This is a genomic window from Acetobacter papayae (genome assembly GCF_047721125.1).
In the GTDB taxonomy this organism is placed as follows: Bacteria; Pseudomonadota; Alphaproteobacteria; order Acetobacterales; family Acetobacteraceae; genus Acetobacter; species Acetobacter papayae.
Map to the genome: position 1 here is coordinate 24,602 of NZ_JBDNWF010000023.1, position 14,263 is coordinate 38,864.

Consider the following 14,263-nt stretch of genomic DNA (forward strand, 5'->3'; position numbering starts at 1 on the left):
AGCCTCTGCCTTCATCCTCTGCATGTCATGGATCGCGAACAATGACTTTTTCATCCTCCCTTTCCCATACGTCCTCCGATGAAGCCCTGAACGATACGAAGCAGCTTCTCGATTTTTTTCAGCTAGACGACGCCCAGTGCCGCGCCATCCGCTCCATGCGCGATGTCATTGATCAGGCATTGCCTGAAGCATTAGACAAATTTTACGTCCAAGCTAAAAAAACACCGCAGACAAAGCTTTTTTTCTCATCTGAAGATCATATACGGCATGCACGCACCGCGCAGATCGCGCATTGGAAAAACATTTCCAATGCTGATTTCGGCGAAGATTACAACAAGCGGGTGCGGGCCATCGGCACCGTGCATGCGCGCATAGGGCTGGAACCGCGCTGGTATCTGGGCGGATACGCCCTTGTCATGGACTCGCTCATTCGCTCCGCGCTGGCAAAAGCCAACACACGGCGAGGCCTCTTTGGCCGCGGTATGGACGAAACCTTTACAGCCGGGCTGAGCGGCCTGTGCAAGGCGGTGCTGCTCGATATCGATCTGGCTATTTCCATCTATCTGGAAGAACTGGAAAAAGAGCGCGAAAAAGCCCGCGCCGAAGTACAGGCCCGCCAGAACAGTCAGGAAGCCCTGATCGAAAACCTCAAGGCCGGGCTGCTGGCTCTCTCGCAGGGAGATCTGGGGTTCCGGTTCGAAAACAGCTTCGACCCCGAATTTGAAGAACTGCGCGAGAACTTCAACGCAGCAGCCAGCGCCCTGTCGGGAGCGCTGGGGCAGGTCTCCAATGCCGTAACCCATCTTGAAACCGGGGTGGATGAAATTGCCATTGCCGCCGAAGACCTTGCCCACAGAACAGAGCGGCAGGCTGCCAATCTGAGCCATGCGGCGGCCTCGGTGCGGACAGTTTCCACCGGAGTGGAGCAGACCGCCCAGATCACACTGGCAGCCTCCAAGGCGGCAACCAGCGCGCGCGATGCGGGCCACAAGTCCAACACCGTGACACAGGAAGCCATTGCCGCCATGCGCGATATCGCGGCATCTTCAGAAAAAATGTCCTCCATTGTCGATCTGATCGATGAAATATCGTTCCAGACCAACATCCTCTCCCTCAATGCCGGGGTGGAAGCCGCCCGCGCGGGCGATGCGGGGCGCGGCTTTGCGGTGGTCGCAACCGAAGTACGTATTCTGGCGGAGCGTTCGGCGCAATCAGCCAAGGAAATCCGCAAACTCATCAGCTCGGCAGGCCAGCAGGTAAACCTTGGCGTGCGTCTGGTCGGTAATGCCAGCACCACGCTGGCGGATATGTCGCGGCAGGTGGAAGATATTGCGGATTTTGTAAACCGGGTGAGCACCCTCGCTCAGGAACAGGTTTCAAACCTGAACGAAATCAACAAATCCGTAGCCGAAATCGATCAGACCACGCAGCAGAACGCAGCCATGGTGGAGCAGTCGAGTGCGGCAACTCACACCCTGCGCAACGAAACGCAGTCCCTCACCCGCACGATCAGCCATTTCAGGCTGGAAAGGCAAAGCGCCAACCTTCCGGCACGGCTTGGCAATACCAAACCCAGATCATACACTCGGCCCGGGCTGGTCGTGAACAACGGCTAGACCGATCAGGAACGAATATGGGCCACACCCACGCCGCATCAGGGACAGAATGACGCCATCAGCTCTGACAGTTGCCAATGCGGGGGATGATCCTGCCCGGCTTCGCGCCAGCATCCGATATGCCATCCAGATCAGGCCTGCCAGCGGCGCACCGTGGTGCCCTGACCATCTGGCGCACCCTTTTCCCGACAGGGCCAAAGCGCGGGCTCCCGCCCGCCTTCCTGTTTGCAGGTAAAATCCCTCCTTTCTGTATTCTCCATCAACGGAACTGATCCGGCACCGTCATGATTCAAGTCTCCTCGCGCAGTACGGCACTCGGCATAACCGGGGTTTTCTGTTCCATTGCCGCTGTTCTTGTCGCCATTCTGCCTTTTTTTCAGCTTGTAGGACGCGCCATCGCCGATGGTATCATCACCACCGTTGCGATTTTTTTCCTGATCCACGCCATCGTGGCACGCAACGGCCGCTGGCTGCGTGAAGGGTGGTTTCCGCTTGCTCTGGCACTATGGGCTGTCATTGTTCTAGCCTCAGCCCTCAGCCACTCATCGCATTCGCTGGTGGAAGCGCTGGTGATGATCCGCTTTCCGCTGTTTGCCAAAGCGCTGGAAGAATGGGTGCTGACAGGCCAGAAAAGGCAGATGTCGGTTCAGTTTTCCATTGCCATCGCAGGGGTATGGATTGTCAGCCAGTGCTGGGAGCAGTACCTGACCGGCTCCAACCTGATGGGGTACCCCCGCTGGCTGGATGGCGCGCTCACCGGCCCGTTCCACGGCCCCCGCGCTGGCCCCGCATTGCTGATGACCTTCTTTCCCGGCCTGATGCTTGTGCCTGTGCTGCTGTTTCAGAAAGGTGGCCCGCGCAACAAGCTTATCGCTACAGCCCTTGCGGCCTTCTTTGCGCTGACCATGGTTCTGGTCGGACAGAGAATGCCCACATTGCAGGTCTGTCTGGGTCTGGTGCTCTGCGCACTGCTGATCCGTGAAACACGCCTGATCGTGGCGGCCGCCGCCGGAACCGCAATCCTGACCGTTCTGGCGCTGCCGGTTCTGTCGCCACCTGCCTATCATAAACTTGTCATTCACTTCATTGAACAGATGAGTGACTTCCCGCACAGCGATTACGGGCAGATTTATATCCGCGCCCTGACAATGCTGCATGAGCACCCGGTGTTCGGGCTGGGCTTTGACGGCTACCGCCGGTTGTGTGACGACCCCACCTACCTGACCAGCTTTCCTTTCCTGGACAAGTGGGTACTACTCAACAACCCGCATGAAGGCTGCAACATCCACACCCATAATTTCTATCTGGAAATTGCGACATCGGGCGGGCTTGTCGCCCTGTTTCTGTTTGCGGCTCTGGTGGTGGTCTGGCTGCGCACGCTGCTCAGGGCGTATCTGTCCACGCGTGATGCGCTACTGGGCCTGCTGCTGGTCATTGTAGCTGTGCTGTTCTGGCCCATTGAATCCAACAGTTCGTTCTTTACAGAACGGACGGGCGGCTGGACCTACCTGCTGCTGGGTCTGGGGCTGGCGCGCGCGCGTATGCTCACAACAGGCAAACGCACGGATACCTCCGCCACCGGTTGAACCCGTGGTGGCCCTGCTGGTAAGACTGGCGGCATGACAGCCCTGCTGGAGCACCTGCGGAGTCACCACACCCCCACACGCCTGCTGGCCGCCCTGCGCGCGCTGGTTCGCACGGATTTCCTATGGCTGGTTTTCCTGTCAGCCCTATCCGGCGTGCTGGCAGGGCTGTGTGTCGCGGCCATGACGCAGGCCACCCTTCTTGCACATCGTTTGATAGCCCCTGATAGCGGGCGGCTTTCCGGGCTTGCCGCTGTCAGCCCGTGGCGCGTGCTATGCGTGCCGGTGGCCGGGGGGCTGCTGCTGGGGGGGTGGCAAAGACGGCTGAACCAGCAGCGCCGCCGCCGCCCGGTTGACCCTATCGAGGCCAATGCCCTGCATGGCGGGCGTATGTCGCTGGCCGATAGTCTGGTGGTTGCGGGGCAGACAGTGCTGTCCAATGGCTGTGGGGCATCGCTTGGGCTGGAGGCGGGTTTCAGCCAGATGGGCTCTGCCATAGCCTCACGTATCGGACGTATCCTGCGGCTGCACCGTGCGGATGTGCGGCTACTGGTGGGCTGTGGCGCGGCAGGGGCTATCGGGGCAGCGTTCGATGCGCCGCTGGCGGGCGCGTTCTATGCCTTCGAACTCATTATCGGCTCCTATGCCTTTACGCTGCTGGCCCCGGTGGCCAGTGCAACGCTCTGCGCGCTTGCGGTAACGCGGCTGGCAGGTGCGTCGCTCCCGGCGGTAACGGTTGCCCCTTCGGACACGATCCCGCCTCTGGCATGGCCGTTGCTGGTCGTGCTGGGCGTGACCTGCGCCTATATCGGCATTGTGCTGATGAAAAGTGCTGCACGGGCCGAAACCCTGTTTCGCCAGATTCTCAGACAGGACTGGCTGCGCCCCGCTCTGGGGGGGCTGCTGGTTGGCGCGTTGGCGCTGATTTCTCCCTCCGTGCTGTCCTCGGGACATATGGCCATGCGTGCCCGGCTGGTCAGCCCGCCGGGTATGGAACTAGCACTAGCGCTGCTGTGCCTGAAGGCGCTGGCCACGGTTCTTTCCATCGGGGCGGGTTTTCGGGGCGGGCTGTTTTTTGCCTCGCTTTATCTCGGTGTGCTTGCGGGGGCGGTATTTGCGGGGCTGGTGGCCCCTTTTGCCCCCCTGCCGCTTTCGCTGTGCACGGTGGCGGGCATGGGCGCACTAGCCACCGCCGTTATTGGCGCACCGCTGACCATGATCCTGCTGGCCCTTGAAACCACCCATAGTGCCGGCATGACGGCCAGTGTGGCGCTAGCGGCCATTGCGGCCTCGCTCACTGTCCGGCGGTCGTTCGGCTATACCTTTGCGACATGGCGCTTTCACCTGCGCGGCGAGAACATCCGCTCCGGTGTGGACATAGGCTGGCTGCGCGCCCTGACCGTGGCCCACATGATGCGCACCGAAACCGACTCCCTGCCCGCCGATGAGAAGGTGGAAACCGCCCGCGCCACTCTGGCCGGGTGGATGCCCCGCCATATTGTCCTGCATGATGAGCACAACCACTATCAGGGTATGGTGGACACCACGCGCCTGATGTCCATTCAGGCCGTGCCGGAACGGCCCCTCTCCTCGTTGGCCGAAGCCCGCTTTGAAACCCTGAGCCCCGAGACCTGCATGGCCGATGCCGTAGCCGCGTTCGAGCGCACGGGCCGCCCTGCACTAGCCGTGGTGGACAAGACAGGCCGGGTTATGGGCCTGCTGAGCGAGCGCTACGTGCTGCGCCGTTATGCGGAGGAGCTTGAGCGCATCCGCCGTGATCTGGCGGGGGAAAAGCATATCCGCTACACGCCCCCTACCCGCGCGGGCTCCGGGCCCCACCCCTAGCACGGACGTGAACGACCCGGCCCTTGTCCGGCACCGGGGCCGGGGTTCATAGTCACACTCCGTCTTTTTGCGGGATGCAGGCATACCATGACAACACACCCCACCATTCCCCCTTCCATGAAGGCGGTCTGTTTTACCGAGCCCGGCGGGCCTGACGTTCTGCACGTTGAATCCATTGCCGTGCCCACACCGGGCCGGGGCGAGGTTCTGATCCGTGTCATGGCGGCGGGGGTTAACCGCCCGGACCTGATCCAGCGACAGGGCCTGTACCCGCCGCCGCCCGGTGCCAACCCGCGTCTAGGCCTTGAAGTGGCGGGCGAGGTTGTGGCCTGCGGTGCCCCGCTGGAAGACTCGACCATGCCTGCCATTGGCAGCCGTGTCTGCGCCCTAACCAATGGCGGCGGCTATGCCGAATACTGTCTGGCGCCGGTCGGGCAATGCCTGCCATGGCCTGTTGGGTTTGACGCCGTTCAGGCTGCCGCCCTGCCCGAGACATATTTTACCGTGTGGTCCAACCTGTTCATGCCCGCCCTGCCGCCCAAAGGTGCGCGCGTGCTGATCCATGGCGGCACCAGCGGCATAGGCACCACGGCCATCCAGCTTGTGCGCGCCTTTGGTGGCGAGGCTTTCGCCACGGCGGGTTCGGCTGAAAAATGCGCCCTGTGCGAAACGCTGGGCGCACACGCCATCAACTACCGTGAGGAAGATTTTCTGGCCCGTATCCGCGCCATGACGCAGGATGAAGGGGTCAACACCATTCTGGACATGATCGGGGGGGCGTATTTCAACCGCAACCTCAAGTCTCTCGCACCAGATGGGCGGCTGGTTATCATTGCTCTACAGGGCGGGGCCAAGGCGGAGCAGGCCGATCTCGCCCGGATCATGACCCGCAGGCTGATCGTAACTGGCAGCAACCTGCGCCCGCGTGATGCCGCTGCCAAGGCGCGTATCGCCCGTGGATTGCAGACCCATGTCTGGCCCCTGCTGGACAAAGGCACCATACGCCCGCTGATCCACACCACATTCGCACTGGATGAAGCCGGCAGTGCGCAGTCGGCCATGGAAGCAGGGACGCATTCAGGCAAGATCATCCTGCGGGTTGCCGCTGACTGAACGGCACCTGCTTGCAGGCCGTGCCCCTTGACCGCGCCCCGCTCTTGAAGAATTGTACGGATTTGAGAAACTGTGGTGTGTCATGGAACCCTCTGTCGTCATCCGACCCGAAACCATTGGCTCCACGCCCGCACCTGATGGTGCGGTGGACGGCCCGCACGCCCTTGCCGACAGGCTGCGCGCCATCCGTACCCGCATGGATCAGGCAGCCACACAGGCCAGCCGCAACCCGGCGGATGTAACTCTGGTGGCGGTCTCGAAATTTCACCCACAAGCCAGCGTGCGCGCCGCCATGGCCGCGGGGCAGCTTGTCTTTGGCGAAAACCGCGTGCAGGAAGCCGCCGCCAAGTTCCCGCCCCTGCGGGCCGAATCCCCCGCCCTGCGCCTGCACCTGATAGGCGGATTACAGACCAACAAGGCCCGCGATGCCGTGCGGCTGGCCGATATGATCGAAAGTCTGGACCGCCCGGCACTGGCGGATGCGCTCGACCGCGCCGCCCAGACCGAAGGCCGCCTGCCAGACCTTCTGGTGGAAGTGAACACGGGCGATGAGCCACAGAAATTCGGTGTCCCGCGCGAACAGGCCGATGCGCTGATCCGTGCCTGCCGCCAGCGCTTTGGCGAAAAACTGCGCGGGCTGATGTGTATCCCCCCCGCGCATGAAGACCCCCGCCCGCATTTTCGGCTGCTGCGCGCCATGGCGCACACGCACGGGCTTTCGGTGCTGTCCATGGGCATGTCCGCCGATTTTGAACAGGCCATAGCCGAGGGAGCCACGCTGGTACGGGTTGGCAGCGCCATTTTTGGCCCGCGCCCAGCCACGCCCGAAAGCACCGTTGCGCCCTGAGCGGCATCGCCCTGCCCCATGCAGGCAGCGGGTATGCCTTGCCTCAGGCCTTTGTCTAATTCTATGCACATCCCGGGGATCGCGCCCCACCCCTGACACCTAGCCAGAGGCACCATGACCGACCCTACTCACCCCACCGGCCCGGCTACCCCCGGCACGGCGCAGCCCACGGACAACCGGGACGCTGCCCCCAGGCATATTGCCGAGTTCGATGCCGACCAGCCCCAGCACACACTGGCGCCGGTGGGCATGGCCGCCCTGCTGGGCGTGCTGGGTGTGGTGTATGGTGATATCGGCACCAGCCCGCTTTACGCTTTCCGCTCCACGGTAGAGATCATCTCCGGCCACCACATTGCGGAACCGTGGGAAATCATGGGGGTGGCCAGCCTGATTTTCTGGACGCTGATCCTGATCGTGACGCTCAAATACGTCACCCTGATCATGCGCGCCGACCATAATGGCGAAGGCGGCATTCTGGCCATCATGTCACTGGCCCAGCGTGTTTCAACTCAAGCCCGCACGCGCACCATTCTGGCCCTTGTCGGCATTGTGGGGGCCTGCCTGTTCTTTGGCGATGGCATTATTACCCCCGCCATTTCCGTGCTGTCAGCGATTGAAGGGGTGGAAGTCAGTATCCCTGCGGCGCATGACTTCGTTATTCCCGTCGCCATTATCGTCATCATCAGCCTTTTCAGCGTGCAATGGATCGGCACCGGGCGGGTGGGCACCATTTTCGGCCCAGTCATGCTGCTCTGGTTCGGCACGATCGGCACGCTGGGGCTGCTCCAGATTCTGCATCACCCGCATATCCTGCTGGCCCTGTCGCCCACCTATGCGCTGGAATTCGTGTTCTACCACGGCAAGCTATCGTTTCTTGCCCTAGGGGCCGTGGTGCTGTGCGTAACCGGCGGTGAGGCACTATACGCCGATATGGGGCATTTTGGCCGCACACCCATCCGCTATGCGTGGCTGTTCTTTGTGCTGCCCATGCTGGTGCTGAACTATTTCGGGCAGGCGGCTCTGGTCATTGCCGACCCCAAAACTCTGGCCAACCCCTTCTTTCTTATGTGCCCGCACTGGATGCTGGGCCTTATGGTGGTGCTGTCCACCCTTGCCACGGTCATTGCCAGTCAGGCGGGTATTTCAGGCGGGTTCTCACTCTGCCGCCAGCTTATCCAGCTTGGCTACATGCCGCGCCTGCGCATTACCCACACCAATGCCGAGGAAGAAGGGCAGATTTACCTGCCTGACTTCAACCGCTTTCTGGCCACGGGTTCGGTGCTGCTGGTGCTGGCCTTCCGCAGTTCCGATGCGCTGGCCTCGGCCTACGGCATTGCTGTAACCGGCACGTTCATCTGCACATCCATTCTGGCTATTGCCGTCTTCCGGCGGCACTTTAACTGGCCTGCATGGCGGGTTGCGGTGGTGTTTGGCGGCTTTCTGTTGCTTGACGGCACGTTCTTTCTAGCCAACGCGCTGAAAATTCCCGATGGCGGCTGGGTGCCGGTGCTGCTGGGCTGTGCGCTGACCCTGATGATGACCACCTGGAAAAAAGGACGCGGGCTTATCATCAGCCGCCAGCGTCAGGACAGCCTGCCCATGGGCAGCTTTATCGCCCGGCTGCCACAGTCACGCACCATCCGCGTGCCCGGCATGGCGGTATTCATGACCAGCACGCCCGATTTTGTGCCGCCCTGCCTGCTGCACAACCTGCGCCACAACAAAATCCTGCATGACCACGTGTTGTTTGTAACCGTGCAGAACCTCGACCAGCCCGAAGCTGAACGCGGCCACCGCGTAACGGTGGAAGAACTCGCGCCCGACATCTACCGCGTGATCCTGCGTTACGGCTTTATGGAAATGCCCAACATCCCCCGCGCGCTGGAAGAACTGAAAACCAATGGCGTGGATTTTGACGCGCTTCAGGCCTCCTATTTCACCTCACGCGAACTGATTACCCGCTCCTCCGTGCCGCGCATGTCGGGCTGGCGGATGTCTATCTTCATGTTCATGGTGCGTAACTCCACCTCCAGCATGGAATTCTTCCGTATTCCGCCTGACCGCGTGGTGGAACTGGGTGTGAAGGTGGCGATCTGACCAGCGCCGTGCCCCATTCCACAACCACCTTTCTGGCAGCCCCCAACCAGCAGCCCTTGCTCAAAGGGGCCTCCATGCTGACGGGACAACCTGCCAGCACGGAACCGCTGGCGCTTTACATCCACTGGCCATTCTGTCTGGCCAAATGCCCGTATTGCGACTTCAACTCCCATGTACGCGCCACCGTGCCACAGGCCCGCTTTGGTGCGGCTCTTGAACGCGAACTGGAGCATGAAGCAACGCAACTGGGCCGCCGCCGCCTGACCTCTATCTTTTTTGGTGGCGGCACGCCTTCGCTCATGGCCCCTGAAACTGTGGCCAACCTGATTGCGCGGGCAACGACGCTGTTCGACCCTGCACCCGACCTTGAAATCACGCTGGAAGCCAACCCAACCAGTGTAGAAGCCGCGCGCCTGCGTGACTTTGCACAGGCAGGGGTCAACCGTATTTCGCTCGGTATTCAGGCGCTGGATGACGAGGCACTGCGTTTTCTGGGCCGGGAGCACTCCGCCGCCCAAGCGCTTTCCGCCCTTGAATGTGCGCGCAACCTGTTCCCACGCATGACATTCGACCTGATTTACGCCCGTCCCGGCCAGAGCCAGAACGCATGGGAGCGCGAACTGCACACCGCGCTGGCACTGGCGGCGGATCACCTGTCGCTCTACCAGCTTACGATCGAACCCGGCACAAAGTTCGAGGCCCTGTACCGCACCGGAGCATTCACCCTGCCCGATGAGGACACCGCCGCCGCCCTGTATGACAGCACGGACAGGATTACCCGCGCACACGGGCTGGATGCTTACGAGGTTTCCAACTACGCACGTCCCGGCAGTGAAAGCCGCCACAACCTGACCTACTGGCGTTACGGCGACTATCTGGGCCTTGGCCCCGGCGCGCATGGGCGCATAACGCAGGATGGTGCTCTCTACGCCACCCGCCGCCACCGCGCACCCGAACCATGGGCCGAACGTGTGGAACAGCACGGCACGGGCGAAACCTCGCGCGAAGCCCTGAGCCGGGCCGAACGGGCGCGTGAAATGCTCCTGATGGGCCTGCGCGTGCGTGAAGGAATAGACCCCGCACGTTTCGCTGCCCGCACCGGCCTACCCCTGCAGGACGCGCTGGACCCCACCATACTGGCGGCAGCAGTGGAAGAAGGCTACCTGATCCACACGCCCCAGACCCTGCGCGCCACACCGGAAGGACGGCTCCGGCTTGAAGCTCTTCTGGGCGCGCTGGTTCTGTAACCTCCCGCCTTGCACAACAGGGCGTAGCCCCCATGTCTGAAGCCATGCTGAACCTGATAAAACTGGTTGTGGGCGTGAGTAGTCTGGAAGACCTCGCAGCCCGACAGACCCAGCCCGAAAACGCCCGCTCCCTGCCCGGCCACGCCACCCCTCTGCCCGTGGTACACACCCGAGCCTTCCCCCGCCGGAAAGACGAAATCCTGCCCGGTGGCTCGCTCTACCGGGTCATTAGCGGGCTGATTCTCTGCCGTCAGGAAATTCTGGCCATTGAAACCAGCACCCGTGCGGACGGCACATCCGGCACGCTGCTTTTTCTCAACCCCAGGATTATCCGGGTTCAGGCCTGCCCCATGCGGCCTTTTCAGGGATGGCGCTACCTGAGCACGCAAGACAGCCCCCCTGATCTGGACAGTCCTGATGCCCTGCACGCTGCGCCACCCCATGGCGGCCCCCAGGCAGCAGAACAGACCCCACTGCCCTTGCCTCTGCTGCGCGAGCTGGCCTTATTGGGGCTGTAACGCCCCATATTGGCGCGCCCTTCGGCCCGGCTTCTATCTTTTTATAAAAAAAGCAAAAAAGAGCCTTTTGCCCGCTTGACGCTCGACGCAAACACCATTAAACCACGCTTCAACAACGCGCCTCTGTCCCGTTCGTCTAGAGGCCTAGGACACTGCCCTTTCACGGCGGCAACACGGGTTCGAATCCCGTACGGGACACCATTTTTTAATGGTTTCAAGCGTTAATCAAAAAAATAAATACCCCACCTTGGGGAAAGCCAAGCAGGCAAATAACCCCGTAACTGGCTTGCGAAATCAATCAGCCTGCAACCCTACAGAGCGCAAGATTCCTTCGCATCTGCACTATTCCAGTTTCCGCTGGGTATAGGCCAAATCCACTTTCAGCAGTGCAAGGTAGTGAAGATTCTGGCTGGTCAGACAGGATAGTCTGTGAATTTCATGTGTGGCAGCATCTGTGTCTCTCATAAGATATATTGAAAAATCACAATATTTTCTTTTTATATTTTTCAAATTCCTGATTGCTTACAGGCGTATATTTTCTGGAATCTGCCTTGAAATACTCATCCTCAAACCACGCATCGAACATCTTTGGCTCCTGCGCCTCTTGCTGAGCAAGTCGCGCCTCGCTGGTCTCAAATTTTCTTTTCGCACACTCCATGACATCCGATATCACCTTAAACTGGCGATAACAGGCTTGAGACAAATCGTTCGCACTAGGCTCTGCATAGGCAGCAACAGGCACGACAGAGAAAATATAAAGAGCAGTAAAATACAATTTTTTCATTCAAAAAATTCCGCTATATTTTTATACTTAGAAAAAACTACTTCTTCCTTATATAGCGCAAATTCTCTTCAACCTGCTCTATGTAATAAAGATTCTGACTCGCCACACAGGATATTCTGGATATTTCATGAGAATTACTCTCCGATCCACCCATCATTGACATCGAAAAATTACAATAATCTTTTTTGTATTTTTTAAATTCTTTATTGTTTTCGAGAAATTTTTCTCTCGCTTTTTCTTTATATGCCGGATCTACATGCCATTGATCCAGAACCACCACAGCATGCTGCTGCTCTTTTACAAGGCGTTTTTCACTTGCAGCGAGCTTTTTCGCCAAACAGACAACGATATCTGACGAAACAAAAAAGTCCTCAGAACATTAATCATATAAATCCTGAGCGCCGCATTGGCACTACCAGAAAAACAAGTGCCGCAACAGACAATTCTGAGAATATTCTTCAGAGTAATACCGCTTATCATACATAATGGACTGCGTGACGAACTGACGAATGAGAAGGGATAACCATTGGTGACCTTCTGCCACCTAAACATTATTCCTGGCCCCCACCAAAACAGAATAATCTGTAATATCACGAGCAAAGGCTTTATATCCTACGTGCTTGGCTGTCAGTGACGCACCCGAATAAATGCTAGGCAAATAGTCTATGCCCCGTTCCGCCGCACCACCACCCGATATGATAAAATGAGACAATTTCTCATCAACACAGAAACCATGAAATGGTTTCTACATCTTGCCTTAAAGAAAACGCGGAATATGGATTAATCCAATTTCCATTGAATATACGATAAATCTGCTTTGAGCTGCTCAATATAATGAAGGTTAAGACTTGCCACACATGACAACCTACGTATTTCATGCGCTGTTAAATCAGCATCCCCCATAACAGACATAGAAAAATTACAATATTTTATTTTGTATTTTTCGAATTCTCTATTACTTATAGGTGTATATTTTCGAGCGTCAGCCTTGAAATACTCATCCTCCAACCATTTATTCAATAATCTTGGCTCTTTTTTTTCTTTTTCGGCGAGCAACCGCTCACTCACCTCAAGATTTTTTTCCGCACAAGCCCTGACATCCGATGCCATCCGAAACTGGCGATAACAGTCTTGAGACAAATCATTAGTGCTAGGTGCAGCATGGGCAGAATGTGTATAAAAAATACAAATTATGGAAGAGCTCCATTTTAATAAAAAATTATTTCGGTTGCACATACAGCAAGTCTCCCTCAATCTGTTCAATATACTGCATATTAACACTTATTAAACATGCCAACCTTTGGATTTCATAAGAATTACTAGTCGAACCACCAAGCATTGACATGGAAAAATTACAATAGTCTTTTTTATATTTTTTAAACTCACGATTGCTTTCTAGAATATTTTTCTTCACTTTATTCTTTTTTTCTTTATCTATATCCCACTCATCCAAAGCATTGGTCGCACGTTTCAGTTCTTTCTCAAGAACTTTTTCACTAGCAGAGAGTTTTCCTGCCAGACAAATAGCAATGTCCGATGACACAAAATAATCCTCTGCACATTGATTATATAAATCCTGATTACTTGGCGCTGCATTGACATATTTTATTAAGGAAACAAAAAAAATAAAAAACACACAGAGATTTTTCATTGTTGATAAACAATCACAAAAATGACATATCACGTGAGGCAATATTAACAACTATATCTATTTTTTTCTAGAGTATCTGTGAAATTATCTCTTTACCTCCCCCTTGCAAATAAATTCTAACTGTCCGCCCAAGACCATCTTCAGTTATTCGAATTGTTTGTGGCTCTCTGTCAGGATGTCTAATTCGCAGGAGTTTCTGATGTGGAGCGCCGAGAACCGTGCCCGATATGACCGCAGCCAGCTTCGCTATCCGAGCGACCTGACGGATGAGGAATGATTGCAGATCGAACTACTGATCCCGGCTGCCCGGCGTGGCGGTAACAAGCGGACGATGGATATACGGGAGGCCCTGAACGGTTTGATGTATGTTCTTGGGACAGGTTGCCTGTGGCGCGCGATCCCGAAAGACCCTCTGCCGCTGGCAACATGATGGCACACTCGATCGTCTGTACCATGCGCTCTACGTCCTGTGTCGGAAGCAGGGCCTGTTAATGGAGGCAACGGTCCACGCGGCCAATATTCAGGATCGTGATGGCGGTGCCATGCTGATGGCGACATTGTTCGGACTGTATCCGTTCCGCCTGAAACTCTACGCCGACGCTGGCTATCAGGGGCCCCAATCTCAGCAGAAACAGGCTCATGTCTGCCGTTCTGTGAATGTCGAGATCGTGCAGCGATCTGAGGCCAGAAAATTCGTGGCATTACCCAAGCGCTGGACTGTGGAACGCACCATCGTCTGGTTGAACCACAGCAAACGTCTGAGCAAGGATTGAGAGCGTCTCAATCGCAATGCACTCGCTTTCCTTCAATAGGCCTCCGTCTGGTCAATGGTCAGAAAACTCTATAATCAAAAAACATGACAGACTAATTATAATATATACGAAATTTATAAAAAATTAATGAAAATAATTACATTATTTTTAATCCATATTCTAATTTTCTTTGATAATTTATGTCTTAAT

12 protein-coding genes, 1 tRNA gene and 1 pseudogene are annotated in these 14,263 nt (G+C 57.2%); 10 read left to right on the forward strand and 4 right to left on the reverse strand.

What is annotated here, in order from left to right:
* Positions 1-41 precede the first annotated feature (41 nt).
* The 9 genes from ABF757_RS08300 to ABF757_RS08340 all read left to right on the forward strand — a co-directional run bounded on the left by ABF757_RS08300 (position 42) and on the right by ABF757_RS08340 (position 11,067).
* Positions 42-1,616: a methyl-accepting chemotaxis protein gene (locus tag ABF757_RS08300; protein ID WP_415481737.1), complete on the forward strand. Its 1,575-nt coding sequence runs from the start codon at positions 42-44 to the stop codon at positions 1,614-1,616.
* A gap of 284 nt (positions 1,617-1,900) precedes the next feature.
* Positions 1,901-3,202, forward strand: a complete 1,302-nt coding sequence (locus ABF757_RS08305; RefSeq protein ID WP_415481738.1) for an O-antigen ligase family protein — start codon at positions 1,901-1,903, stop codon at positions 3,200-3,202.
* Positions 3,203-3,235: 33 nt separating this feature from the next.
* The gene (locus tag ABF757_RS08310; RefSeq protein WP_415481739.1) at positions 3,236-5,044 is read left to right on the forward strand and encodes a chloride channel protein; all 1,809 of its coding nucleotides are present in this window, start codon (positions 3,236-3,238) and stop codon (positions 5,042-5,044) included.
* 87 nt (positions 5,045-5,131) lie between these two features.
* Positions 5,132-6,157 carry an NAD(P)H-quinone oxidoreductase gene (locus ABF757_RS08315; protein ID WP_415481740.1) on the forward strand — a complete coding sequence of 342 codons (1,026 nt, stop codon included), beginning with the start codon at positions 5,132-5,134 and terminating at the stop codon, positions 6,155-6,157.
* A gap of 82 nt (positions 6,158-6,239) precedes the next feature.
* On the forward strand, positions 6,240-7,004 hold the full coding sequence (locus ABF757_RS08320) for a YggS family pyridoxal phosphate-dependent enzyme (protein WP_415481741.1): 765 nt from the start codon (positions 6,240-6,242) through the stop codon (positions 7,002-7,004).
* A gap of 114 nt (positions 7,005-7,118) precedes the next feature.
* The gene (locus ABF757_RS08325; RefSeq protein ID WP_415481742.1) at positions 7,119-9,101 is read left to right on the forward strand and encodes a potassium transporter Kup; all 1,983 of its coding nucleotides are present in this window, start codon (positions 7,119-7,121) and stop codon (positions 9,099-9,101) included.
* 74 nt (positions 9,102-9,175) lie between these two features.
* Positions 9,176-10,348, forward strand: coding sequence for a radical SAM family heme chaperone HemW (gene hemW, locus ABF757_RS08330; protein WP_415481754.1), 1,173 nt, complete (start codon positions 9,176-9,178; stop codon positions 10,346-10,348).
* A 44-nt stretch (positions 10,349-10,392) separates the two neighbouring features.
* The gene (locus ABF757_RS08335; protein ID WP_415481755.1) at positions 10,393-10,866 is read left to right on the forward strand and encodes a DUF1489 family protein; all 474 of its coding nucleotides are present in this window, start codon (positions 10,393-10,395) and stop codon (positions 10,864-10,866) included.
* A gap of 125 nt (positions 10,867-10,991) precedes the next feature.
* Positions 10,992-11,067 (forward strand) — tRNA-Glu (locus ABF757_RS08340).
* Positions 11,068-11,347: 280 nt separating this feature from the next.
* On the opposite strand, the gene ABF757_RS08345 is transcribed toward ABF757_RS08340, so the two are convergent.
* The 4 genes from ABF757_RS08345 to ABF757_RS08360 all read right to left on the reverse strand — a co-directional run bounded on the left by ABF757_RS08345 (position 11,348) and on the right by ABF757_RS08360 (position 13,286).
* On the reverse strand, positions 11,348-11,650 hold the full coding sequence (locus ABF757_RS08345) for a hypothetical protein (protein ID WP_415481744.1): 303 nt from the start codon (positions 11,648-11,650) through the stop codon (positions 11,348-11,350).
* Between the two features lie 37 nt (positions 11,651-11,687).
* Positions 11,688-11,987: a hypothetical protein gene (locus ABF757_RS08350; RefSeq protein ID WP_415481745.1), complete on the reverse strand. Its 300-nt coding sequence runs from the start codon at positions 11,985-11,987 to the stop codon at positions 11,688-11,690.
* A 443-nt stretch (positions 11,988-12,430) separates the two neighbouring features.
* The gene (locus ABF757_RS08355; protein WP_415481747.1) at positions 12,431-12,886 is read right to left on the reverse strand and encodes a hypothetical protein; all 456 of its coding nucleotides are present in this window, start codon (positions 12,884-12,886) and stop codon (positions 12,431-12,433) included.
* The gene (locus tag ABF757_RS08360) at positions 12,870-13,286 is read right to left on the reverse strand and encodes a lysozyme inhibitor LprI family protein (RefSeq protein WP_415481748.1); all 417 of its coding nucleotides are present in this window, start codon (positions 13,284-13,286) and stop codon (positions 12,870-12,872) included. Before ABF757_RS08360 ends, ABF757_RS08355 begins: the two co-directional genes overlap by 17 nt.
* A gap of 214 nt (positions 13,287-13,500) precedes the next feature.
* Between ABF757_RS08360 and ABF757_RS08365 the strand changes: the two are divergent.
* A pseudogene (locus ABF757_RS08365) lies at positions 13,501-14,113 on the forward strand (transposase).
* Positions 14,114-14,263 lie beyond the last annotated feature (150 nt).